Source organism: Pseudoalteromonas sp. B160 (assembly GCF_037162485.1).
Lineage (GTDB): Bacteria > Pseudomonadota > Gammaproteobacteria > Enterobacterales > Alteromonadaceae > Pseudoalteromonas > Pseudoalteromonas rhizosphaerae.
Genome location: NZ_JARLUX010000001.1, coordinates 564,484 through 588,280, shown reverse-complemented (window position 1 = coordinate 588,280; position 23,797 = coordinate 564,484). Strand labels below are relative to the sequence as shown.

General features: G+C 40.9%; 21 protein-coding genes, 2 tRNA genes and 2 pseudogenes. 8 read left to right on the top strand and 17 right to left on the bottom strand.

Annotation, left to right across the window (positions count from 1 at the left end):
• Positions 1-42 precede the first annotated feature (42 nt).
• Together P4S61_RS02800 and P4S61_RS02795 are read left to right on the top strand one after the other, a co-directional pair.
• On the top strand, positions 43-774 hold the full coding sequence (locus tag P4S61_RS02800; RefSeq protein ID WP_145241412.1) for a M48 family metallopeptidase: 732 nt from the start codon (positions 43-45) through the stop codon (positions 772-774).
• Positions 775-918: 144 nt separating this feature from the next.
• Positions 919-2,462 (top strand): IS3 family transposase gene (locus tag P4S61_RS02795; protein WP_442961540.1). Its coding sequence is split into 2 segments (ribosomal slippage): positions 919-1,396 and positions 1,396-2,462, totalling 1,545 coding nucleotides; the frame shifts between segments, so codons are not numbered across the junction.
• A 348-nt stretch (positions 2,463-2,810) separates the two neighbouring features.
• Here the strand turns inward: P4S61_RS02795 and P4S61_RS02790 are convergent.
• Both P4S61_RS02790 and P4S61_RS02785 read right to left on the bottom strand, forming a co-directional pair.
• A tRNA-Tyr gene (locus P4S61_RS02790) sits at positions 2,811-2,895 on the bottom strand.
• Positions 2,896-2,943: 48 nt separating this feature from the next.
• Positions 2,944-3,028, bottom strand: a tRNA-Tyr gene (locus P4S61_RS02785).
• A 111-nt stretch (positions 3,029-3,139) separates the two neighbouring features.
• Between P4S61_RS02785 and P4S61_RS02780 the strand changes: the two genes are divergently transcribed.
• From P4S61_RS02780 to P4S61_RS02770, 3 genes are all read left to right on the top strand, one after another.
• Positions 3,140-3,661, top strand: coding sequence for a VC2046/SO_2500 family protein (locus tag P4S61_RS02780; protein WP_149980741.1), 522 nt, complete (start codon positions 3,140-3,142; stop codon positions 3,659-3,661).
• Positions 3,662-3,820: 159 nt separating this feature from the next.
• Positions 3,821-4,123: a DUF6172 family protein gene (locus P4S61_RS02775; RefSeq protein WP_145241408.1), complete on the top strand. Its 303-nt coding sequence runs from the start codon at positions 3,821-3,823 to the stop codon at positions 4,121-4,123.
• Between the two features lie 206 nt (positions 4,124-4,329).
• Positions 4,330-5,274: a general glycosylation pathway protein gene (locus P4S61_RS02770; RefSeq protein ID WP_145241406.1), complete on the top strand. Its 945-nt coding sequence runs from the start codon at positions 4,330-4,332 to the stop codon at positions 5,272-5,274.
• A 45-nt stretch (positions 5,275-5,319) separates the two neighbouring features.
• On the opposite strand, the gene P4S61_RS02765 is transcribed toward P4S61_RS02770, so the two are convergent.
• Both P4S61_RS02765 and P4S61_RS02760 read right to left on the bottom strand, forming a co-directional pair.
• The gene (locus P4S61_RS02765; RefSeq protein ID WP_182735576.1) at positions 5,320-6,939 is read right to left on the bottom strand and encodes a M28 family metallopeptidase; all 1,620 of its coding nucleotides are present in this window, start codon (positions 6,937-6,939) and stop codon (positions 5,320-5,322) included.
• Between the two features lie 233 nt (positions 6,940-7,172).
• Positions 7,173-7,412 carry an RNA recognition motif domain-containing protein gene (locus P4S61_RS02760; RefSeq protein WP_145241401.1) on the bottom strand — a complete coding sequence of 80 codons (240 nt, stop codon included), beginning with the start codon at positions 7,410-7,412 and terminating at the stop codon, positions 7,173-7,175.
• Positions 7,413-7,545: 133 nt separating this feature from the next.
• Between P4S61_RS02760 and P4S61_RS02755 the strand changes: the two genes are divergently transcribed.
• The 3 genes from P4S61_RS02755 (at position 7,546) to P4S61_RS02745 (ending at position 10,860) form a co-directional block, all read left to right on the top strand.
• On the top strand, positions 7,546-8,073 hold the full coding sequence (locus P4S61_RS02755) for a YdcF family protein (protein WP_220495326.1): 528 nt from the start codon (positions 7,546-7,548) through the stop codon (positions 8,071-8,073).
• Positions 8,074-8,260: 187 nt separating this feature from the next.
• Positions 8,261-9,925, top strand: coding sequence for an esterase-like activity of phytase family protein (locus P4S61_RS02750; protein ID WP_310736564.1), 1,665 nt, complete (start codon positions 8,261-8,263; stop codon positions 9,923-9,925).
• A 623-nt stretch (positions 9,926-10,548) separates the two neighbouring features.
• Positions 10,549-10,860, top strand: coding sequence for a hypothetical protein (locus P4S61_RS02745; protein WP_337117736.1), 312 nt, complete (start codon positions 10,549-10,551; stop codon positions 10,858-10,860).
• Between the two features lie 112 nt (positions 10,861-10,972).
• Here P4S61_RS02745 and lipA read toward each other — a convergent pair whose 3' ends face one another.
• The 13 genes and pseudogenes from lipA to leuS form a co-directional block, all read right to left on the bottom strand.
• Positions 10,973-11,938 (bottom strand): lipoyl synthase, encoded by a 966-nt coding sequence (gene lipA / locus P4S61_RS02740; protein ID WP_145240533.1) that lies wholly within the window; start codon positions 11,936-11,938, stop codon positions 10,973-10,975.
• A complete protein-coding gene (lipB, locus tag P4S61_RS02735; RefSeq protein ID WP_337117735.1) occupies positions 11,935-12,588 on the bottom strand; it encodes a lipoyl(octanoyl) transferase LipB in 654 nt (217 codons plus the stop codon). Before lipB ends, lipA begins: the two co-directional genes overlap by 4 nt.
• A gap of 19 nt (positions 12,589-12,607) precedes the next feature.
• Positions 12,608-12,886, bottom strand: coding sequence for a DUF493 family protein YbeD (gene ybeD / locus P4S61_RS02730; RefSeq protein WP_145240537.1), 279 nt, complete (start codon positions 12,884-12,886; stop codon positions 12,608-12,610).
• 220 nt (positions 12,887-13,106) lie between these two features.
• Positions 13,107-14,267 (bottom strand): serine hydrolase, encoded by a 1,161-nt coding sequence (locus P4S61_RS02725; protein ID WP_145240539.1) that lies wholly within the window; start codon positions 14,265-14,267, stop codon positions 13,107-13,109.
• A 54-nt stretch (positions 14,268-14,321) separates the two neighbouring features.
• Positions 14,322-15,095, bottom strand: a complete 774-nt coding sequence (locus tag P4S61_RS02720) for a septal ring lytic transglycosylase RlpA family protein (RefSeq protein WP_145240541.1) — start codon at positions 15,093-15,095, stop codon at positions 14,322-14,324.
• Positions 15,095-16,201 (bottom strand): rod shape-determining protein RodA, encoded by a 1,107-nt coding sequence (gene rodA / locus P4S61_RS02715; protein ID WP_337117734.1) that lies wholly within the window; start codon positions 16,199-16,201, stop codon positions 15,095-15,097. Before rodA ends, P4S61_RS02720 begins: the two co-directional genes overlap by 1 nt.
• Positions 16,198-18,065, bottom strand: a pseudogene (gene mrdA, locus P4S61_RS02710) (penicillin-binding protein 2). Before mrdA ends, rodA begins: the two are co-directional and overlap by 4 nt.
• A gap of 9 nt (positions 18,066-18,074) precedes the next feature.
• A complete protein-coding gene (rlmH, locus tag P4S61_RS02705) occupies positions 18,075-18,545 on the bottom strand; it encodes a 23S rRNA (pseudouridine(1915)-N(3))-methyltransferase RlmH (RefSeq protein ID WP_145240546.1) in 471 nt (156 codons plus the stop codon).
• Positions 18,546-18,581: 36 nt separating this feature from the next.
• Positions 18,582-18,899 (bottom strand): ribosome silencing factor, encoded by a 318-nt coding sequence (gene rsfS, locus P4S61_RS02700; RefSeq protein WP_145240548.1) that lies wholly within the window; start codon positions 18,897-18,899, stop codon positions 18,582-18,584.
• Between the two features lie 53 nt (positions 18,900-18,952).
• Positions 18,953-19,588, bottom strand: coding sequence for a nicotinate-nucleotide adenylyltransferase (gene nadD, locus P4S61_RS02695; RefSeq protein ID WP_149980732.1), 636 nt, complete (start codon positions 19,586-19,588; stop codon positions 18,953-18,955).
• A 16-nt stretch (positions 19,589-19,604) separates the two neighbouring features.
• A pseudogene (gene holA, locus P4S61_RS02690) lies at positions 19,605-20,641 on the bottom strand (DNA polymerase III subunit delta).
• On the bottom strand, positions 20,641-21,135 hold the full coding sequence (locus P4S61_RS02685) for an LPS-assembly lipoprotein LptE (RefSeq protein ID WP_145240554.1): 495 nt from the start codon (positions 21,133-21,135) through the stop codon (positions 20,641-20,643). The pseudogene holA and the gene P4S61_RS02685 overlap by 1 nt, the downstream one beginning before the upstream one ends.
• Before the next feature lie 2 nt (positions 21,136-21,137).
• Entirely contained in the window at positions 21,138-23,726 is a 2,589-nt protein-coding gene (leuS, locus tag P4S61_RS02680; RefSeq protein ID WP_337117733.1) for a leucine--tRNA ligase, read from the bottom strand.
• Positions 23,727-23,797: the final 71 nt, after the last annotated feature.

Genomic DNA, 23,797 nt, shown 5'->3' with positions numbered 1-23,797 from the left:
AGTTATTTTGCAAGGTATTATAGTGACCTGTTAATTAGTTCAATGACTGTCGGTCAATTACAAGAGTTAGGTTTGTTTGAATATACATTAAAACGTAGTCGCCGCCGCAAAACTGTCGCTATCAAAGTCCAGCAACAAAGTGTCACAGTTTATGCGCCTGTTGGGGTTGCTAAAAAGGAACTTGAAAGCTGGCTGCTAAGTAAAACTGACTGGATCAATGCGCAAATTAATAAGCAAAGTCAAATGCTTGATACTCGCCAATACCCATTACAAGATAATCGCGTACTGGTTTTTTCACAACCTATGATACTGACTTATGGTGTCAGCTCGCGCAGCGCATGGCAGCTAGTAAAAAATCAGCAGGGGAATGTGTTACAGCTAAATCTTTCTGGACGGGTTAAGCATCAGCAGCCAATGTACCAAACCTTGCTCGAAAGTTTTTTACATGAGCAATTAGAAAATTATATTGAAATGCGTGTACATGCTTATTGCCTAAAAATGGCAGAGGCTTTACCTAGCAGTATTCGCATTCATACTTATAAGCGTCGTTGGGGCAGTTGTAATCGACGACGAGAATTGACCTTTAATTTGTTATTAGCCAGTGCGCCGCAGAGTATTATTGATTATGTAATTGTGCATGAACTAGCTCACTTGAAATATTTAAATCACAGTGCCGCATTTTGGCAGCGCGTCAGTGAGTTTTATCCTGATTATAAGCAAGCAACAAAATGGTTAAGGCAACACGGTGCGAGTTTACAATGGGTAGTCGAATGAGTTAGCGAGGATAAAGTTACCGAGGGTAAAGTTAGCGAGGATAAAGTTACCGAGGATAAAGTTACCGAGGATAAAGTTACCGAGGATAAAGCCCCCTGTGTCAGGATAGTTGTCGCCTCTAACTTTTTAATAGAGGCAGATAAAATGAGACGTCGATTTACTCAAGAATTTAAAGTTCAAGCTGTTGAAAAAGCATTATCTCAATGTGATGATGTTCGTCTAGAAGATATTGCTGATGATTTAGGCGTCGGCTATTCAACACTACAACGGTGGATTGCACTTGCTAAAAACCATGAACTTGAAACTAAAAATAACGGTAGTCACATGACAACAGAAAAACGCCCTCATGACTGGAGCTTAGAAGACAGGCTCAACGCCATTATTGAATGTGCGAGTTTAGATGAAACAGCTCTTAATGAATATTGTCGTGCTAAAGGACTTTACCCGCATCATATTCAACAATGGAAGCAAGATTTTGCTAAAGGGCCAGCAACGAAGCCTGTAAAATCAGACAGCAAGCAGCTCAAACAAGAAATTAAGCAGCTTCAAAAAGAGCTTAATCGTAAAGATAAAGCATTAGCAGAAACAGCCGCTTTACTTGTACTCAAAAAAGCAGATGCGCTTTGGGGTTTCAACGAGGACGATTAACCAGCTCAACTGAACGCCATGAATTGATAAAGCTCATTAAAGACGCTCAGAAATCAGGGGCAAGGCAAGCAAAAGCATGTGAGTTACTTGGTTTAACGACAAGAACAATCCAACGCTGGATTGAAGCTGAAGATATGATAGATAAGCGGACAAGTACGATAAAACGACCACCTAATAAGCTAACTGAATTAGAGCAACAGCGTATAATTAAGACGGTTAATTCAATAGAGTACGGGCATTTACCACCCTGCAAGATAGTCCCTAAACTATTGGATAAAGGTGTGTGGATAGCATCAGAAAGTTCGTTTTATCGCGTTATGAAATCACATAACTTACTAACACACAGAGAAAAAGTAAAACCAAATAAAAAGATAAAAAAGCCAAAAGCGCTCAAGGCAACACGTGCAAACGAAATTTATACATGGGATATCACGTATTTGCCGACAGCAGTTAAAGGTCAGTTTTTATACTTATATTTAGTGATGGATATTTATAGTCGAAAAATAGTTGGTTGGCAGGTTCATGACACACAACTAAGCACACTGGCGGCTGATTTAATGGTAGATATTTGCAGGCGAGAGCAGGTAAAACCTGAGCAAGTCACGTTGCACTCAGATAATGGCAGTCCAATGAAAGGAGCAACGTTATTAGCGACATTGCAGGAGTTAGGGATTGTGCCTTCATTTAGCCGACCATCTGTGAGTAACGATAATCCGTATTCTGAGTCATTATTTAAAACATTAAAGTATCGCCCAGAATACCCTGAAAAAGCCTTCGAAGATATCGCGAGCGCAAGGAAATGGGTTAACGGATTTGTAGATTGGTACAACGATGAACATTTACATAGCGGTATTAAGTTTGTCACGCCAAATCAGCGTCATTTAGGTTTAGATAAAGCGATCCTAGCGGAACGTCATCGGGTTAATGAAATAGCGAAATTACAGAATCCAAGTCGTTGGTCAGGAAAGTCTCGAAATTGGACAATGATCAATGAAGTAAATTTGAATCCAGAGAAAAAAGAAGAAGTGCGGGCGGCATAAAATTTAACTTGATGCGACAACTAACTTGAAAAACTCCGAAAGTTACCGAGGATAAAGTTACCGAGGGTAAAGTTAGCGAGGGTAAAGTTAGCGAGGATAAAGTTAGCGAGGATAAAGTTACCGAGGATAAAGTTACCGAGGATAAAGTTAGCGAGGGTAAAGTTAGCGAGGATAAAGTTACCGAGGATAAAGTTACCGAGGATAAAGTTACCGAGGATAAAGTTACCGAGGATAAAGTTAGCGAGAATAAAGTTAGCGAGAATAAAGTTAGCGAGAATAAAGTTAGCGAGAATAAAGTTAGCTAGAATAAAGTTCGAAGAATGAAGTTTTGCTGATAGATAAGAAAAGTGGTGGAGGGAGCTGGATTCGAACCAGCGAAGGCTGAGCCGTCAGATTTACAGTCTGATCCCTTTGGCCGCTCGGGAACCCCTCCACACTAATTTTGTCGCATTTGGCCCACTTAACTTAGCGGTAAGAAAAGTGGTGGAGGGAGCTGGATTCGAACCAGCGAAGGCTGAGCCGTCAGATTTACAGTCTGATCCCTTTGGCCGCTCGGGAACCCCTCCAATGCAACGGCGCTGATAATAGCAAAGTGAGCATTTAAGTAAAGAAAAAGCTAAAGAAATATTAAATAAAGCCGATAAATATCTATTACTAACTGCAATCGGCTAAAGTCTATGCAAATCGATGATTTGTTAATCACAGAGAGTCAACTTAACAATCGTCTTGCCAAAAGTGTCTCAGAACACCGTCGTGGCGAGTTTGCATTATTATTGGCAATGCTTTCTCATGACGTGTTAGATTTTAGTCAATTTCATCTCCCTAAAACCCCATTTGATGCACATGCTTCAACACCAAATGAAGCGCAATTACGTGAACAATTAGGGGCAGGGCCTGAGCAAGCATTGGCTCCAGATGAATTTGATATGCTCATTGGCCAACATAATGCACAGCTATTACAACAAGGCAGCATGGCAGATATTCGTTTACGTTCGTGCCTTGCGCCGGAACCATTAGTGATCAGAGATGATAAAAACCATATTCCACTAATGGTGATTGATAATTGCGAACTAGTCGTGCGAAAGCGTCATTTAGATAAAGAAACACAGCTGGATCATCCGCAAATGGATGCGGCTGCATTTTACGATAGCCTTAATAATGCAGATCTTCATCAACCCTTACACCTTGCCCAAGCGTGATATTAAGCTGTAATAATTATCGGTAAAAATATTTTATTTATTTTAGTGTAAAAAAAGCATCCACAAACTAAATGCAATTGCTATAATGACCCCAAATGGCATTTCCAATTTACTTGGTATTATTGCCATCATCATTAAATCAAGGTAATTAGGAACGTAATGAAGAAAACATTCACGCTGAATCACGAGAAAATCAAATACCCTCGCATGGTAGATGCTGCAAAGCATGAAGTAAAAAAGTATTTGAAAAGAGAGCGTAACAAAACGTTGCCAATTGATGCTGATTACTGGGCATTTGATTGTAAATTTGGTAACACAGCTGAAGATGCCCAAGTGGTGCACGTTGCTGAAATTAGCAACTCAATCAGCGAAATTGAAAAACAAGGCTTAGAGTCGTTTTATGTTGAAATCATTGCTAGAGCTGCACAACGTCAAGTGCAAGACTCTGATGATGAAATTTAAAAGTAATTGATTTAATGAAAGAATGGGCTAAGTAGCCCATTTTTTATGCTTGCAAAAAAGTAAGTCCAGCAGTTTATTTTGCACCTGGTTGGTGCGAAATAGATTTTTTATTTTATTTAAATAATGCAACTAATTGATTTATAAGTTTTTGTAAAGTTGGTTCTGTAATTGCTATTACTTTTAATTATGCAGTTAGGAGCAAACACATGGCAAGAATGAGTTATATCAGTAGCGTCGAACGTTACCAAGAATATCAAACCGTGATCCACGACTTACTTGACTCAGTGCTAGCAAGCTTAGAAGACGGTGTTAAAAAACAACAAGATAATCGTTATTTAATCGCTCAATACCCATTTTTAGAATTACAATACTGTTTAGATAAAAATGGCGTGCAGCTAGGTAACAATGTCTGCTTTAAACGTCAGTATATGAAAACCTTAAATAATCGTGGCGATTCACAGGATTTGAGTGAACGGCCGTATTTTCAAGGTATCCAACAACAGCAACATACTCGTTTTACGCCGCCCTATATTTCGATCGCGACCAATCACTTATGTATTTCAGCAATAAAATCGTTACATGCTTCATATGGCGAAAATCGCTATTTAGTGATTGATGTATGTCTAACGCAATTAATCGAATTTATTATGGGGGATCGTACTCGCGCCACGATGACGCCATTTTTTAAAGCGGGTTATGGCATTATTGTCAGTTGCTTATTTATCTTAGTGTTATTTTTACTTGGTAGGGTGTTTGGTGATATTTATAGCTTACTGTTTGTCCGCTCTATAGAAAATGATCCGCTCGAACCGTTTACGATCATCATTTTTATCACCCTCGCGTTAGCAATATTTGATTTAGGTAAAACGATTCTCGAAGAAGAAATTTTAATGCATAAAGATATCTTTAGGCACAGTTCAACGCGGCGCACTATCACACGGTTTATTTCAACTATTTTAATTGCAGTGTCTATTGAAGCGTTATTAACGATGTTTAAGGCAGCGCTGGGGCAGTCGCAGTATTTATTACCGGCAATTTATATGATGTTGGCGGTTGTAGGGCTATTGATTGCGTTGGCTATTTATGTGTATTTAGGGGCAAAAGCCGAAACCTTATTATTGAGCGCACAACGCAATAAGAAAGGGCATTAATAAAAATGGGGTAGGCGATGAATGCCTACCCCAACTCAACTTAATTTATTCTGCGCGGTCTTGGGCGCGACGAGTTTTAAAATCTGAATCGGCTTGCCATTTTGGCCAATCACCGTTGTTTGCCAATTGTGATGCGATATCAACAATTAACTCGATGTCTTGTTTTACACCACCTAATGACCACTGAGCAGAGTAATCATCAGCTTCTTTATGGTATTTATGAGCAATATAATCTGGATCTGTATCACCTAAACTCATAAACAGTAAACCAGGTACGCCTTGTTTAGCTAGTGAGAAGTGATCTGATCGGAAGAATAGGCCGTTTTGTGGCACGGGATCCATTTTTACATGACGGCCTTGTTTGCTTGCGGCTTTGCTAAGGTAGTCTTCCATTTGTGATAAGCCTTTGCCGTATTGCAGTATGTAATCGGTGCCATCTAGCACATTCATACCATCAATATTTAACAGAGCGACCATCTGCTTGGTAGGGATAAGTTCGCCACTGGCAAATTGCTCTGAGCCAATTAACCCTGTTTCTTCGGCGGTAAAGTTTGCAAAAATAATCGAGCGCTTAAACGGTTTTTGTTTATGCATGTTACTTAATATACGAGCGATTTCAATTGTGGCAGCACTGCCTGAGGCATTATCAACTGCACCATTATAAATTTTTGGCCCGCTATCAGTTTGCTTAGTGCCAAAATGGTCCCAATGTGCGCTGACCACAATATATTCATCAGGCGCTTCACTGCCCGTTAATTGCGCAACAACATTGTGTGATTTAGCGTGTGACACTTCGTTTTTAAATGCAAGGTTTGCTGTTAAATTAAGCGCAGTAGCTTTAAAGTCGTCGTTAAGTGCTTGTTGCTTTAATTGTTGATAGCTCAAGTTTGCTGATTTAAATAGCTGCTCGGTTGCATCGAGTGTTAGCCAACCCATTACCGGTAGTTCTGATGCGTTTAGGTTGTTATCCATCAAGGTATATTTTGTGCCTGTATTTGAGCTTTCAACTACGCCCCAAGGATATGCAGCTGGCGCTGTTTCGTGCACAATAAATACTGCGGCTGCGCCTTGGCGAGCGGCTTCTTCGTATTTGTAAGTCCAGCGACCGTAGTAGGTCATGGCGTTGCCGGTAAATAGCGCATCGTTTTGCGTAGCAAACCCAGGATCATTTACTAACACAACAACCGTTTTACCCGTTACATCAATATTTTTATAATCATTCCAATTATACTCGGGCGCATTAATGCCATAACCAACAAATACTACCTCTGAATTACGAACATCAATAAGTGGCTGTAATTGTTTCGTTCGCGCCGTAAAATCTTTTCCAGCGGTAAAGCTCAAGTCGCCAATTTTTAATTGCATGTTTTGATCAGCGGTTACCATCGCCATTTTTACCGGCTGTAAAAACTTATTATTATATGCGCCAGTTAATCCAAGCGCTTGGTATTGGTCACTTAAGTAACCCACAGTTTTTACTTCACCGCGCGTTAATGGACCGCGTCCTTCAAATTCGTCTGAGGCAAGGGTTTTAATATGTTGTTTAATATTGCTTAAATTTACACTGGTTGTATTGTCAAGCGTTGCCTGTTCTTGAGTAGGCTCTGAACAGCCAGTTAAGCCCAATAATAGAGTTATACTGAGTGATTTAAAAAGAGGAGACATAATTGCAGGTTTTTAAGGATACATACTGTGACTATATGGGGTGTCGGTTTTGCTGTCTAGTTTTTTGCCATGAAGCGCAGATATTTTTATAAAATACAATTAGTTGATTTTGGGTACTATGATTTAGTGATTGAATTAAATTTCGTTGGGTGAAAGGGACTGGCGCAGAAGTTGTGTGGGGAAAAGCTAAAAGCCAGCGAAGAGTGCTGGCCTTTTGCAACAAAATAACACGTTTAAGCGTCAGCTTTCTTTACGCGGATCTTGCTTTTATCAACAGTACTTTGATTCAATGCTTTTATTGCTACAGCAGCTTCTGCATCGTTTGGCATTTCTACAAAGGCAAAGCCTTTCGATTGGCCGGTTTCTTTATCTAGTACTAAATTACAATCGGCTACTTTACCGTGTTCAGTAAAAAGTACGCGGATCTCATGTTCAGTGATAGTACGTGATAAGTTTCTAACTAATAGTTTCATAAAGAACCATGTTTTAAAAATAACAGTGTGGATTGTCTCAAGGAAAAGCCGTTTGACCTAATGATTAATTGCAAACCGCAAAAATAGTTTTAAGCTGATAGCCAAAGAATAAAAAACAATTGAGAATCGCGTAATGAGAGCAGCGACGAATAGCGAAATTAAAACGGCACTGATTGTTTTAGGTGGGCCAAATAACAACGATGGTAGTTTATCAGTAATAGCAAAAAGCCGTTGTCAGCGAGCTTATCAAATATACCAAGCAAACCCCTCTGTTAAGGTATTGTGCACTGGCGGGTTTGGCGCACATTTTAATACCACTAACCACGCCCATGGTGAATATACTAAAAGTTACTTAATTGAACTTGGCATACCCGAATCTGCTTTTTTACCGGTGGCACTAAGCCGCTTTACCTTTGAGGATGCGTTACTCACTAAGCCAATACTTATAGCGGAACATATAACCGCGGCCATTTTAGTCAGTTCAGAATTTCATATTGCGCGAGTTCATTATGTATTTAGTCATGTGCAGCCTAATTTAGAGCTAACTCTGGTAAGTGCTAAAACGCCATTGTCAGAGATTAAATTAGCGCAGTTGTATGCCCATGAACGTCAGGCAATGCAGCGTGAGGAAGCGAATGTGCTTAAGCTGCTCAGCGCTTAAATAAGTCCGTTAGTTACTTGTAATCGATTGAAGAGCCTCTTTATTTGATGTTTATTCATAATCAACTATGAATTTGTCATGCAAGTTTCATTGAAAGTTCAAGTTAGTAATTATTAGGCATTAATTGCTGTCATTTTTACTGCTTACTATGACCACTCTAATTATAAAAAGTATAAATGGAGTTGTTGTGAAAAAATTTAAACTAAACCTATCGTTCGTTTTAGTAACAGTATTACTAGGCGCATGTAGTGATGGTAAAGACGGTGCTAATGGGACAGATGGCACGAATGGTAATGGCGGTATAGACGGTGCTGTTGGATTAAACAGCTTAGTTATGCAAACAGAGTTGAATATGGGCGATAGCAACTGTTGGATGGGCGGCATAAAAATTGATTCGGGTTTGGATGCCGACCGCAATGGTGCTTTAGCCACAACAGAGGTTACAAGTACGTCCTTTCTTTGTAACCCTGATAATTTTGGGAGTACCGGTGAGCGTCTATCTTATACCGTAATGCGCAACGAACTAGAAAATTATTATTACCCAGGATCTACTTTTGAGGTACGCAATGGTGGTTACGGCTCTGATATGGATGGTCACCCGATGAATACGACACAATTTTATGCTTTAACTGATCGTGGTCCTAATTCTAATTATCGAACCTCTCAAGAGGGCGCACCTCACGGTAATGGTAAGAAGTTCCCAACACCTGACTACACGCCGCGTATTGGTTTATTTGCAGTTCAGTCAACGGGTGATATCGCTAAGATTAAAGATATTTTGCTCAAAGATCGTGATGGTAACAATATTAGTGGCCTACCAAATTCAGCTGCATTAGGTGGAACAGGTGAAGTACCGTATACGACTGATGGCGAAGTTATTCGCGCAGATATGACGCAGCCGTATGACGAAGTTACTAACCCTGCAGTTTATGATGATTATGGTTTGGATGCCGAAGGTTTAGCTGCTTTAAAAGATGGTACTTTCTGGGTTAGCGATGAGTATGGTCCACACATGGTGCATTATGATGCTAACGGTAAAGAAATTGGCCGTATTAATGCATTTACCGCAGACATACGTACAGATGCTATTAATACTGATTACGGTTTGAAGATTAACTTACCAGCAGAGTTTGCTAATCGATGGGCTAACCGTGGTATGGAGGGGTTAGCGATCACACCTGATCAGAAAACATTAGTCGGCATTATGCAATCAAGCTTGGATAATCCGAGTAAAAACCGTACAGATTTAACTCGTATTGTCACTGTTGATTTAGAAACTGGCAATATTTCGCAATATTTGTATCGACAGGTTAAAGGGTCGAATTCTAACTCAGCAATTAAAGCGCTTAGCAACACGAGCTTCTTAGTACTTGAACGTGACGGTGCTTTTTATAACAAAGGTGATGAGACAGCACAAAAGCATGTTTATAAGATTGATATCAGCGGTGCGACCGATTTAGAAGCAGTTGCAGCAATGGGGGATATTGAACAAAATAGCAATTTAGGTTTAATCATTGCAGGTAAAACAATAGAGCAAGTTATAAATGATGCAGTTGATTATGATGCAGGTTGGGCTGAACTAGCTGCAAAGAATATCTTACCAGTGACAAAAAGCACATCGCCAGTTGTTGATATGGTTAACGAAGTTTCTTACCCACATGACAAGATGGAAGGTTTATGGCTTATCGATAATACGCGTTTGGGGGTGATTAATGATGATGACTTTGCTACTTGGTCTGAAGCCACTATTGGAGGGCCGTTAGGGCAAAAGTATTTAGATACTAATAATACTGTCGTTGATGGTAATACCTTGTATATAGTTGATGGTCTGGATTTATCACCTATTCAATAATCATAATGAATTCAAGCCGATTCACGTCGGCTTTTTTTATTACAATTTATAAAGGTTAGTGATGAAACATAAAAGCGAATTTGTCAGTGGTTTGTCATTATTATTAATTTGTAGCGCTGTTAGTGCCGATAATCCTGATGTGATTTCTCGATAGTATAAGGGTTTACTCGAGCCTAGCAAACTCACTTATAGTAATGAGTCGGCTAACGTAGACAGTTATTTTAGTGCATTTAAAGCCATAGTAGAGACGGCAATCTTACGATGTAAATGGCTCATTATCACTTGATAAGAACCGTACAGTTAAGTTTTTCGATACTCTAGGTAGCTGTCAGCTGCAAAATTTAGGTTATTCGTTTCGTGAACGAATCGAAAATGGTAATTCAGAAGTGACATTGAAATTTCGCAGTCGGGATCGCTATACCGCTAATTTCGAAGATTTATCATCAGCGACTAACGGCACCAAGACTAAGCTAGAGGCTGACTGAGGAATAACCAATTCTGATTACCAAGTAGTTTATAGTCATTCAACTAAAGCACCAAATACTCGTAAAATCAATGGCTTTAAAGATATAAATACGCATGACTCTGGCTTTGAATTAGAGTTTAGTTTTAATGATAATTTGATGCTGGCACAAGTCGGCAACTTAACTATTTACGAGCGTGTTTATAAAGGAGCACAAATTGACTTAGGCTCAATTGATGCACAAGTCAGTGTAACACTATGGTACAGCGGTATTCCCTCGGCTGGTCAACAGCTAATCATCGCGCAGCCATCGTTTAAATATGAAGACTTCATGGCTAATTATACGCAAAAAGTAGTGCAACGAGCTTTGATTGCGTTCGATGGTATGAATAGTTTAAGTAGTTTGAACCTCACAGGGGGGCTGACTAAATCACAAGCCGTTTATCAATATAATCCTAGCTTTAGTAATTAAAGACATGCGAGATGAGTGTCGGTATCGATATAAATTGCACGTGATTAAGAAAACAAAAAGCCGTTAGTGATTTAATCCATTACTAACGGCTCTTTCAATTCTGTAAAAATGATTACTTCACTTCTTTACCCGCAGCTTGTTGATCAGCATGGTAGCTTGAACGAACAAATGGACCTGATGCGGCATGAGTAAAGCCAATTTCATCAGCGTACTCTTTAAGCGCGTCAAACTCTGCTGGTGGCACGTAGCGTTTTACAGGTAAGTGATGCTTTGATGGCTGTAGGTATTGGCCAACCGTTAGCATATCGACATTATGCGCGCGTAAATCACGCAGTACTTCTTCGATTTCGCTAATTTCTTCGCCAAGACCAACCATTAGGCCTGATTTAGTTTTCACTTCAGGGTGTGCTTCTTTAAAGCGACGCAGTAATTCTAATGACCATTTGTAGTCAGCACCTGGGCGCGCAAGTTTATATAAACGCGGTGCAGTTTCAAGGTTATGATTGAATACATCTGGTGGCGTTTCTATTAAGATTTCAAGCGCTCGGTCCATGCGACCACGAAAATCAGGCACTAAAATTTCGATGGTGATTTTTGGGTTATACTTGCGAATTTCACGAATACAATCAGCAAAATGTTGTGCGCCGCCATCACGTAAATCATCACGATCCACAGAGGTGATCACCACATAGCTTAACTTCATATCGCGAATAGTAAGAGCCAACTTTTCAGGCTCTGCGGCGTCTGGTGTTAACGGACGGCCATGGGCAACATCACAAAATGGGCAACGACGAGTACAAATTGCGCCTAAAATCATAAAAGTTGCTGTACCGTGATTAAAGCATTCTGATAAGTTAGGGCAAGAGGCTTCTTCACACACTGAATGCAGTCCGTGCTTACGCATGGCTTGTTTAATGCCGTCGATCCGCTCGGTTGATTTAGGTAAGCGAATTTTTAGCCACTCTGGCTTGCGTAACATTTCGTTTTTTTCAGTGGGTAATACTTTTACTGGGATCAACGCCATTTTTTCAGCGTCGCGTAGTTTTACCCCTGGTTCCATCTTGACTGGTTTATTCATTCGTTTTCAAACCCTTCAGTATACTTAACCTGTGTCGCATTAAGTTTTTTAATCATATGTTTTACGAGACCAGCACCTGCTTGCGCAAGGTTTTCTGGGCCGTTCAAGTCGGTTGTTTGCACCATGTTCATACCGGCGTAACCACATGGGTTGATACGTAAAAACGGACTCATGTCCATGTTTACATTCAATGCTAGACCATGAAAAGAGCAGCCACGGCGAACACGAAGTCCTAATGATGCTATTTTGCTATCGTTAACATAAACCCCTGGGGCATCAGCTTTTGCGTAGGCTTTAATACCGTAATCATTGAGTGTATCGATAATACACTCTTCAAGCCATGTGACCAATTCTCGTACGCCAATTTTCAAGCGACGTAAGTTAAATAATACGTACATCATTTGCTGGCTCGGTCCGTGATAGGTTACTTGACCACCTCGGTCAACCTTGATCACTTCTATGTCGCCAGGGGCAAGTAGGTGTTCATCTTTACCTGCTTGGCCTTGCGTGAATACTGGCTCATGTTCAACGAGCCATATTTCATCCGCATCATGCTCAGTTCGAACATCAGTATAGTTTTGCATTTGTTGCCAAATTGGCATGTAACGCTGTTTACCAAGTTGACGGACGATTAAGGTATTTTCGCTCACAGCTTACTCCGCTTAGCGTTTAAAGCATGTGTCGTACGTCATCAATCGCACTTATCACGTTATAAATTTCTTCAATATGAGTGCCGCTGGTCACGGTAACGACTAAGCTAACTGACTCATAATTACCTTTGCTGCTAGGTTTAACTTTTGGCGCGTAATCGCCAGGGGCAATAGGTTGTAACTTAGTTAGAATTTGGTCAGTTAAGTTGACGTTTGCCAACCCCATTACTCTAAATGTAAAAGGGCAAGGGTATTCTAAATATTCATCAAATTTAGTATTTTTTACCGGTGTAGCCACGACGTTGACTCCTCATACTTATGTGCGTTTAGTACTATTTTACTAAACAATAAACCGATTAGATAACCTGTTCTCGACCTTTATAGCAATTGAATTAATCGCTTACGTAAGACAATTGGTATTCTGGTTATTTGCGGGTTAGATATGGGGCGCATTCTACCATCTTTAAAGCAAAAAAAACGCCTTGCTTTGCAAGGCGCTTATATTATTTGGTAGCGTTTTACATTATTTGTAAACGTAGGTAATCATAAATTTTACTAAAGAAGCTACCTTCTTCAACTTCTTCAAGCGTTACCAGAGGATACTGAGCAATTACTTCGCCTTCAAGTTGTAAAGATAAAGTACCTACGGTAGAGCCTTTCGCTAATGGCGCCTCTAAAACTTTATCAAGTTTAAAGTCGGCTTTTAAATTTTTACGTTGGCCACGCGGAATAGTGATCGGCGTATCAACTAAAATGCCTAACGATACATTTTCTTTGTTACCCATCCAAATACGTTGCTCGGCAAAACTGTCGCCGGCTTTGTAAGGTGTGATTGTTTCAAAAAAACGAAAACCATAGTTAAGTAATTTTTTACTTTCTACTTTACGTGCACGTTCACTCGAAGTACCCATAACCACGGCGATTAAACGCATATCATCTTTAGTCGCTGAACTTACTAAGCTGTAACCGGCTTCCGATGTATGACCGGTTTTTATACCATCAACGTTTAAGCTTTCATCCCATAACAGTGAGTTACGGTTGTATTGCTTAATGCCGTTAAAAGTAAATGATTTTTGTGCGTAAACTGCATACTCGTCAGGCACATCACGAATAAGTGCTGCACCTAAGGTGGCCATATCTCGAGGGGTTGTGAAGTGTTCGTTGGTATCTAAGCCATGGCTGTTAATGAAGTGGCTGTTACTCATACCTAATTTCTCAGCATGGGCATTCATTAAGTCTGCAAATGCGCTTTCGCTACCGGCAATATGTTCTGCCATAGCCACACAGGCATCATTACCTGATTGAATAATTATACCGTGGTTTAAATCATCGACAGTGACCTGCTTACCGACTTCGATAAACATTTTTGATGATTCAGGAAAGTTTTTAGCCCACGCTTTTTCGCTCACTGTGACCATATCGGTTGGGGCAATGTTACCCGCTTTGATTTCGGTACCAATGACATAGCTGGTCATCATTTTAGTTAAACTGGCAGGTGCTAGGCGAGTATCAGGTTCACCTTCAGCTATAATTTTACCTGTAGTAAAATCAACAAGAAAATAACCTTTTGCATTAACTTGAGGTGGGGCTGGGATGATTTGGGCGGTCGCAGAAAAAACGGCAGCAGAGCAAACAACGCTACACACACCGCTAATAATTTTGGATTTAATAGATTTCATCATACTCATTAATGGTTAAAGTTAAAGATTCGCGTTTACCTCATTCTAAAGGTGTTATTCACTATAAAGCAAGAACGCGTTTTGAAATTGATCCTGTTTTAATTTTTCAAGTACTTGCTGAGCTTGCTCAGCATTTTTAATTGGCCCTAAACGCAGCCTATAAATAGCATCTTTTTCCACAATATTAGTGGGTAATTGATATTGCTGGCGTAGGGTGTACGCTAATGCTTCAATATTTTCTAAGGTACTGCCTGCAGCGACTTGAATATAACTCAAACGCGCAGTCGAATCGGGCATTGTGATAGCCTCAAGCTTAACCTTGGCTGTACCATGATGATAGTAACCAAGTTTATACGCTGCTGCATAGGATAAATCGATTAAGCGGTCATCATGAAATGGGCCACGATCATTTACACGGACAATCACAGACTTGCCATTACTGGTGTTGGTTACTTTTACAAAGCTTGGTAAGGGTAACGTTTTATGAGCGGCAGTCATCGCGAACATATCATATATTTCGCCATTTGAGGTGTGGTAACCATGAAATTTGCGCCCATACCATGAGGCGATACCTTCTTCGCTATAGCCAGTTTCATCCAGCATCGGAGTATAGTTTTTGCCATTAACGGTGTAAGCGCGGCCAGCACTGGCACTTTTGGTAACTTTAGTGACTATGGCATCTTGCATTTCTAATTCAGTTGGCGCGCGAAGTGGTGCAGAATCATGGCGCATACTATACCGGTCACTGTGATTTATGCCTGAGGAACTACAAGCGCTTAAAACAATCATTAACCATGAACAACTGAACAACTTTAGACAGTAACGCATTACTTTAATAGCATCCTTTTATCAGTTGCGATAGACATAATAATGCCAAATCCAGCCATTAAGGTAACCATCGATGTACCGCCATAACTTATTAATGGCAATGGTACACCCACTACAGGCAGTAACCCTGATACCATGCCAATATTTACAAATACATAAACAAAAAAAGTCAGGGTCAGTGCACCTGCCAGTAATTTACCAAATGCATCTTGGGCATTAACCGCGATATATAAACCGCGACCAATGATGAATAGATACATGCATAATAAAACACATACACCAAAAAGACCAAACTCCTCACTAAGTACAGAGAAGATAAAATCAGTATGGCGTTCGGGTAAAAATTCTAATTGTGATTGGGTGCCTTGCAACCAACCTTTACCTTCAATACCACCGGAGCCGATAGCTATTTTTGATTGAATAATATGGTAACCAGAGCCAAGAGGATCGCTTTCTGGATTGAACAAAGTTAGTACCCGCTGTTTTTGATAGTCATGCATACCGTAATGCCAAAAAGGCCACGCAGCTAAAGCAACCAAAGCGCTCAAAAAGCCGATTAATCGCCAGCTTAGACCAGACAAAAATAATACAAATATCCCTGAACTGGCGATTAAGATAGATGTGCCTAAGTCGGGCTGCTCTTTGATCAGGAGTGTGGGAACCATAACAATGGTAAAACCAACAACTAAGTGTAGTGCTCTAGGCGGTAAATGATTACGGCCAATATACCAAGCCACCATCATAGGCACGGCTATTTTCATTAATTCAGCAGGTTGAAAACGGGTAATACCTAAATCTAACCAGCGCTGAGCGCCTTTGGAGCTGACGCCAAATAACAGCACCGCAACTAGCATCAGTAATCCAGCACAATATAAAGGAATAACTAAACGCTTTAAGGTCGCTGGTGAAAGTTGCGCCAAAATAAGCATGCCTAAAATTGCGCCGCCCATCCTGGTAATATGGCGGATCATCATTGCCAGGTCTTGACCACTGGCGCTATAAACAACGGTTACACTGCCTGCCATCATTAATAGCAATGCCAGTAGTAGCGGCAAGTCAAGATGCATACGCACCCAGATTGAACGACCATCATGTAGAGTAGTCATGGTGTGTTATTCCTGGCAAGATTAACGGGATTTGCAGCAAAGTAGTAATCCATTAGTTGGCGAGCAATTTGCACACCGCCATGATTGTTTTCTAGAACAACAGAAACAACGATTCTGGGATCCTCATAAGGTGCAAAGCCTACATAGATAGTGTTATCACGTTGACGCTCTTTGAGGGATTTTGCATCGTAGCGTTCACCTTGAGCAATACTGACTATTTGTGCGGTGCCTGTTTTACCTGCTGAATCGTAATTTGTTCCTTTAAATGCTTTGTGAGCGGTACCAGAGGCTTTTTGTACTGTGTTATGCATAGCATCTAAAGCGATTTGCCAATGGTGAGGTTCTTTTAAAAAAATCGGGGGTTTTTCTTCATTATTGATTTGTGTAACTTCATCGTCTTTTTTCACAACTTGTACTAAGTGTGGTGGGTGGTTAATTCCACGGTTCACTAATATATTCATCGCGTTTGCGATTTGTAGGGGGTTGCGGTCCAATAACCTTGGCCAATGCCAACTGAGATTGTATCGCCACGCCACCATGATTCTTTAAAACGGCCTTCTTTCCATTCTTTTGAGGGCAAAATAGCCGTGGTTTCTTCATGAATATCAATGCCGGTTAAATCACCGTAGCCAAACTGTGCCATAAAATCACTGATTTTGGTGATCCCTAATCGATAAGAGACATCATAAAAGTAGGTATCGCACGACTCTTCAATGGCTTTGTAAACATCAACATGACCATGGCCCCAACGTTTCCAATCTCGCCATTTATGATCAACATTCGGAATTTGAAAGAAGCCAGGATCCCACATTGACGTTTGCTCGGTAACGAGACCTTCTTCAAGAGCAAGAACTGCCATGTGAGGTTTTACCGTCGATGCTGGTGCATAACGTCCTTGTGTGGTTCTATTTATAAGAGGTCGGTCAGGGTTTAATAGGGCTTTATAGTTTTTACTGCTAATACCGTGAACAAATAAGTTCGGATCATAACTGGGATTAGAATACAGCGCTAACACGCCACCGTCTTTAGCGTCCATGACGACTACAGCGCCACGCATATCTTTAAGTGCATGTTGGGCAATCTGCTGCAAGCCAACATCAAGGGTGAGCACTAAATCATTACCTGGTTGCGGAGGAGTCATGCTTAAGGTACGAATGACACGACCACGATTATTGACTTCAACCCGCTGCGAGCCTACTTGGCCATGCAGCAGTTGTTCATAATATTTCTCAATACCGAGTTTACCAATATCATGGGTTGCACGGTAATTAGTACCTTGCTCTTGTGATTCGAGCTGAGCCAGTTCTTTTTTATTGAGTTTAGCGACGTAACCTAACGCATGAGTTAGGGTGTCTGCAAACGGGTAGTAGCGTGCCAAACGTGCTTCGATACTAAACCCAGGGAATTTATACTGATTAACTGAAAAGCGCGCTACTTCTTGTTCGTTTAAACGTGCTTTTAATACTTGGCTCTTAAAGCGACGGTTATGCTTTATATCATCAAGAAAATCGTTTTTTTGTTGCTCTGAGATATCAATAAATTGTGTCAGTGCTGACAGTGATGCATCAAGATCGTCAACTTCTTCAGGAATGACTTCTAAATTATAAACCGGTTTATTTTCAGCAAGCAACACACCATTGCGGTCATAAATAAGGCCTCGGTTAGGAGCAATAGGAATAACTTTAATGCGATTGTCGTTAGAACGTGTTTGATAATCTTGGTGATCATCAACTTGAATGGTATATAAATTGGAAAGTAAAACCGCGACTAAAATAGTAACAAATACAAACCCCACAAAGGCGCGACGAGCAAATAGGTTAGCTTCTGCTGAGTGGTCTCTAATTGTGGGTCTGTGTTTGCGCATGAGTAAATGTTACTCGCGATGATACGGGTGGTTATTGTTTAAGCTCCAGCCTCTATATAGACTTTCAGCAACAATAATACGCACCAATGGATGTGGTAGGGTCAAATTTGATAATGACCATTTTTGCTCTGAGGCAGCAATACATTCTGGTGCTAAGCCTTCAGGGCCGCCAATTAGCAAACTTACATCGCGGCCATCCAGTTGCCACTTCTCCATGTCTTTTGCTAATTGGTGAGTATCAAGCGCTTTGCCTGTTACCTCAAGCGTAACAATACGATTGCCTTTAGGGATAGCGGCTAAGGTTTTTTCGCCTTCAATATGCAAAATACGTTTAATATCTGCATTTTTACCACGTTTACCTGCGGGAATTTCAATTAACTCCAGCGCCATATCTTTTGGAAAGCGGCGCTGATATTGTGCAAAACCCGTTTCTACCCACGCTGGCATTTTGGTGCCAACGGCAATCATCTGTATTTTCACGTGTTACATCCAAGCTCTAGTAAAATTAGTGAGCAATTAGCTCCATAGTTTTTCGAGGTCGTAATAGCTACGTGCTTGATCTTGCATTACGTGTACGATTACATCGCCTAAATCAACCAGTGCCCATTCACCATCGCTTTGGCCTTCATAACCTAGAGGCTCTTGACCTGCGTGACGAGCTTCTTTTGCTAAATGATCAGCAATTGACAATACATGACGTTTCGAAGTACCAGAGCACACGACCATAAAATCGGTGATGTCTGAGCTTGCGCTTACATCAATATTAACCACATCACGTGCTTTCATATCGTCAATTTTGTCTATTGCAAAGGCGAGTAGTTGTTTCGTATCCAAGGTGTTATCTCATTTAAAAGTGAATAGCTGTTATTTTATCACGCAACTGGTATTTATTCATCACTTAGATAAAGTTGCTGTGATTGAATATACTGACTCACGCCAGTAGGAAGAAGTTCATTGTAATCTATGGCATTTTTAATCGCCTTGCGAATATCGCTTGAGGCAATAGCCATTTCTTCGCCAGCTAAAAAATATAATTTTCCACCAGCTTGCGTTGTAAGCTCTGCGCTATTACTACATTCTGCGGCTTGTTGGTATGCGAGTAACTCGCCATGGGCAGTGCATTTTAGGCCCGGGCGTTGAAATACCACAATATGACAAAGCTGAGTAATTGTTTGCCACTCAAACCATTTATCTAAGTTATTAAACGAATCCATGCCAATTAAAAATAATAATGGTTGATCTGGAAATTGTGTGCGGATCTCTTGCAGGCTTAATAATGAATATGACGGGCCACTGCGATTGAGTTCGCGTAAATCGAGTTGAAAATATGGGTAAGGTGCAATCGCTGCATTGAGCATTGCGATGCGATGCTGCGTACTTATCCCAGGTGCAGTCTTATGAGCTGGAATAGCACAAGGCATAAAGTATAAAGTCGCTAAATTAAAGTGTTTTACACAGTGCTTCGCCATATTTATATGGCCTAAGTGAACGGGGTCGAAGGTGCCACCAAACAGTGCAATCATTATAAACGCCTAATAATTAGTTAAGTGGGTGCGCAGGCAGTGGGATCACCAATGGCTGACAAAACACCAAACAAATATGTGCCAAAGCTTGATAAGGCTTGATTAAGTTACCTTGTTTATAGCTGGCATCAAATTGTGCGAGCAACTGGGTGATTTGCTCTAAAGTATGTATCGACAAACGATTAAGTGCTTGTTGAATCGGCCCTTGCTGATTTTTCCAGATGGCTTTTTGTTTAAATAGCGTTGCCAGTTGTTCACCTTGTTGTAAGCCTAATTGTAGGCTTAGTAAGGTATTTGCTTCTTTAGTAATGGTCCATAAGATACTCACAGCTTCAGTGTTATCGCCAGCGAGTTTATTTAATACTTTAATTGCTTGGCGACTATTACCTTGTAGCAGTGCATCACTTAAATCAAAAATATCAAACTTGGCTTGATTAAGTAGGCCTTGTAAAACCTGCTGTTGATCGATCATAGCAGTGCCATGCAATAACGACAGTTTTTCGAGCTCTTGAAAACACGCTAACAAATTACCTTCAGTAGCATCAATTAGGGTGCGTTTGGCATCTGCTTGCATATTGATTTTTAAGCGCTGGCACTGCTCATCAAGCCAACGGCTTAAATGATTGCCGGTCAGGGGTAGCAGGGTACAAATACGCCCAGTTTATCTAACGACTTAAACCAAGCACTGCGCTGAATATCTTGACTGGCCTTGGCCCCTTTTACAATAAGTACGGTGTCGGGGTTATTTAGTGCTACGAGCTGTTTAAACGTTTGGCTACCAACAATACCTGGCTTTTGAAAATTAAGATCTAGCTCGATTAAAGTGCGAGCACTAAATAACGACATACTTTGATATTGCGCTATTAGCTCTTGCCAATCAAAACCAGGCATTAAGGTAAATTTAACAACCTCATCAAAACCTTGCTGTTTCGCAATCTGACGAATTTGTTGAGCGCATTGTGCTACTTGAAAGGGTTCTTCACCAAATACTAAATAAAAAGGCTGTAAGCCTTTTTTTAATTCATTGGGTAATTGATTCGCATAACAGCGCATTATAGTTGCGACAGCTCTCTAACAATACGACGACTAGCTTGCATGCGAATTTCATTCAGTAGCAACTCTAACTCTTTTGCTTTTGCTAAAGCGTTATCTGGGTCGTCTTGATAATTACGATAAAGCTCAAAACGTTGTTCAATTGCTTCTTTGCCTGGGCGCTTGAGTAAGTAGCGAACACTATAAGCTAACTCGTACTCGGCAACCTGACCATTTTTAAATAATGATAAGGTTTGGCGTTCAAGACGATCTTTATATAAATACAGCTGAGCGACGTTTTTCTTAGGCGTGTCGAGTAACTCAACTTTGCTCAATGTGAGTTCTTTGCCAAGCATCGCAAATAACGCTGATTTTTCATCATCACCGTTTAAAGTTAAGGTGGCCAAGTCATCAGGCAGACTTGAGGCTTTTTTAAGGTGAAAGCCGCAGCTAGATAACAAAAAACAGACTAGCGCTAAGGCTAGTCCGTTTTTAATGGCATGAATAGCAGCCATAATTAGTTAGCAACCACGTTAAGTAGTTTACCAGGTACGTAAATAACCTTACGGATTGTTACGCCATCAGTGAACTTAGATACGTTAGGTTCAGCAAATGCTAGTGCTTCTACTTGCTCTTTAGTAGCATCAGCTGGCACCGTTAATTTTGCGCGTAGTTTACCGTTAACTTGCACGATGATCAGTTTTTCATCTTCAACAAGGGCAGACTCATCAACCACGGGCCAAGACGCATCTAAAATATCGCCTTCTTTACCCAGTTCTAGCCACAATTGATGTGACAAATGCGGCGTAATTGGTGCAAGCATAATTAACAGCGCTTCAAGCGCTTCGTTGGCAATCGCTACATCTTGTTTGTCAGCTAAAGGTGCTTTTAACAATTTGTTTGAGATTTCCATGATTGCCGCAATGGCAGTGTTGAATGTTTGACGACGTTCAACATCATCAGTCACTTTTGCAATTGCTTTGTGCAGCTCACGACGAAGCACTTTTTGCTCGTTGTTTAATGCTGATTTGTCTAATGCTTGGAAACCAACAGTGTTCACATCAACCGCATATTTCCATACACGTTTAATGAAACGATGTGCCCCTTCAACACCTGAATCAGACCATTCAAGCGTTTGCTCTGGCGGTGCGGTAAACATCATAAATAAACGTACCGTATCAGCGCCGTATTGAGCGATAACTTGTTGCGGGTCGATACCGTTATTTTTTGATTTAGACATTTTGCTCATGCCTGATGAGAATACTGGCTCGCCGTCAACTTTATGCCATGCTTTAGTCACGCGGCCTTTGTCGTCGGTTTCAGTATTTACATCACTAGGGGAAATCCAAATGTCGCCACCTTTTTCATCTTTACGATAAAATGTTTCGGCAAGTACCATGCCTTGGCATAATAAGCGGTCAAATGGCTCATCTGAATTAACTAAGCCAAAATCACGTAATAATTTATGGAAAAAGCGCGAATACAATAAATGTAAAATAGCGTGCTCAATACCACCAATGTATTGGTTTACTGGTAACCAGTAGTTTGCCGCAGCTGGATCTAGCATACCTTTGTCATGGCGTGGACTACAGTAACGTGCGTAGTACCAAGATGATTCCATAAACGTATCAAAGGTGTCAGTTTCATGAAACGCAGGTGCGCCATTAACTGTGGTTTTAGCCCATTGTGGATCTGCTTTGATTGGCGATGTTACACCGTTCATTACCACGTCTTCTGGTAAGCGCACCGGCAGCATATCTTCAGTCGCAGCAAGTTCGTTACCGTTTTCATCGCTTAACATTGGGATTGGTGAACCCCAATAACGCTGACGGCTAACACCCCAATCACGTAAACGGAAGTTTACTTTACGCTCACCAACACCCAGTGCTTCAAGTTTGTCAGCAATAGCCTTAAATGCGCCATCAAAATCAAGGCCATCAAATTCAGCTGAATTTACCAGCACACCTTTTTCAGTGAATGCCGCTTCATTTAGGTTTACTTCAAGATCTGAACCTGCGACAGGTGCAATGACTTGTTTGATGTCTAAACCGTAAGCGGTAGCAAATTCAAAGTCCCGTTGGTCGTGCGCGGGTACGGCCATTACAGCACCTGAGCCATAATGCATTAATACAAAGTTGGCAACCCAAATTGGTACTTGCTCACCGGTAAGTGGGTGAGTAGCAAAAAAGCCCGTTGCGATGCCTTTTTTCTCCATCGTCGCCATATCAGCTTCAGCTACTTTGGTGTTTTTGCATTCATCAACAAAGCGTGCCACAGCGTCGCTATTTTTAGCTGCTTCTTGTGCGATAGGGTGTCCGCCTGCAACAGCAACATAAGTCACACCCATAAAGGTATCAGGGCGAGTGGTATAAACGCTGAATGTTTCGTTGTTATCGGTGCGTTTAAACTCAATATCTAACCCTTCAGAGCGACCAATCCAGTTGCGCTGCATGGTTTTAACTTGCTCTGGCCAATCTTCTAACTTGTCTAAGTCGTCAAGTAGCTCTTGCGCGTAGTCAGTGATTTTAATAAACCACTGTGGAATTTCTTTTTGTTCAACTACAGCACCTGAACGCCAACCGCGACCATCAATAACTTGCTCGTTAGCAAGTACTGTTTGGTCTACTGGATCCCAGTTTACCGTTGACATTTTTTTGTACACTAGGCCTTTTTCGTAAAGCTTAGTGAAGAACCACTGTTCCCATTTGTAATATTCTGGATGGCAAGTTGCGATCTCACGATCCCAGTCATAACCAAAACCTAATTGCTTAAGTTGGGTACGCATGTAATCGATGTTCTCGTAGGTCCATTTTGCTGGCGCAGTTTTATTTTTAATTGCCGCATTTTCAGCCGGTAGACCAAACGCGTCCCAACCCATAGGTTGCATTACGTTTTTGCCTTGCAAGCGTTGGAAACGAGAAACAACATCACCAATCGTGTAGTTACGCACATGACCCATGTGGAGTCGGCCGCTTGGGTAAGGGAACATAGAAAGGCAATAATACTTTTCTTTGCTCTCGTCTTCAGTGGCTTTAAATACTTGGTTTTCTTCCCAGTAGGCTTGGACTTTTGACTCTATGTCTTGCGGGTTATATTGCTCTTGCATCTACGGTTCCAGACTTCTTGCAAACTAATAAAAAATTGCCGTTAGGATACCCCAAAAAAAGCACTAATCAC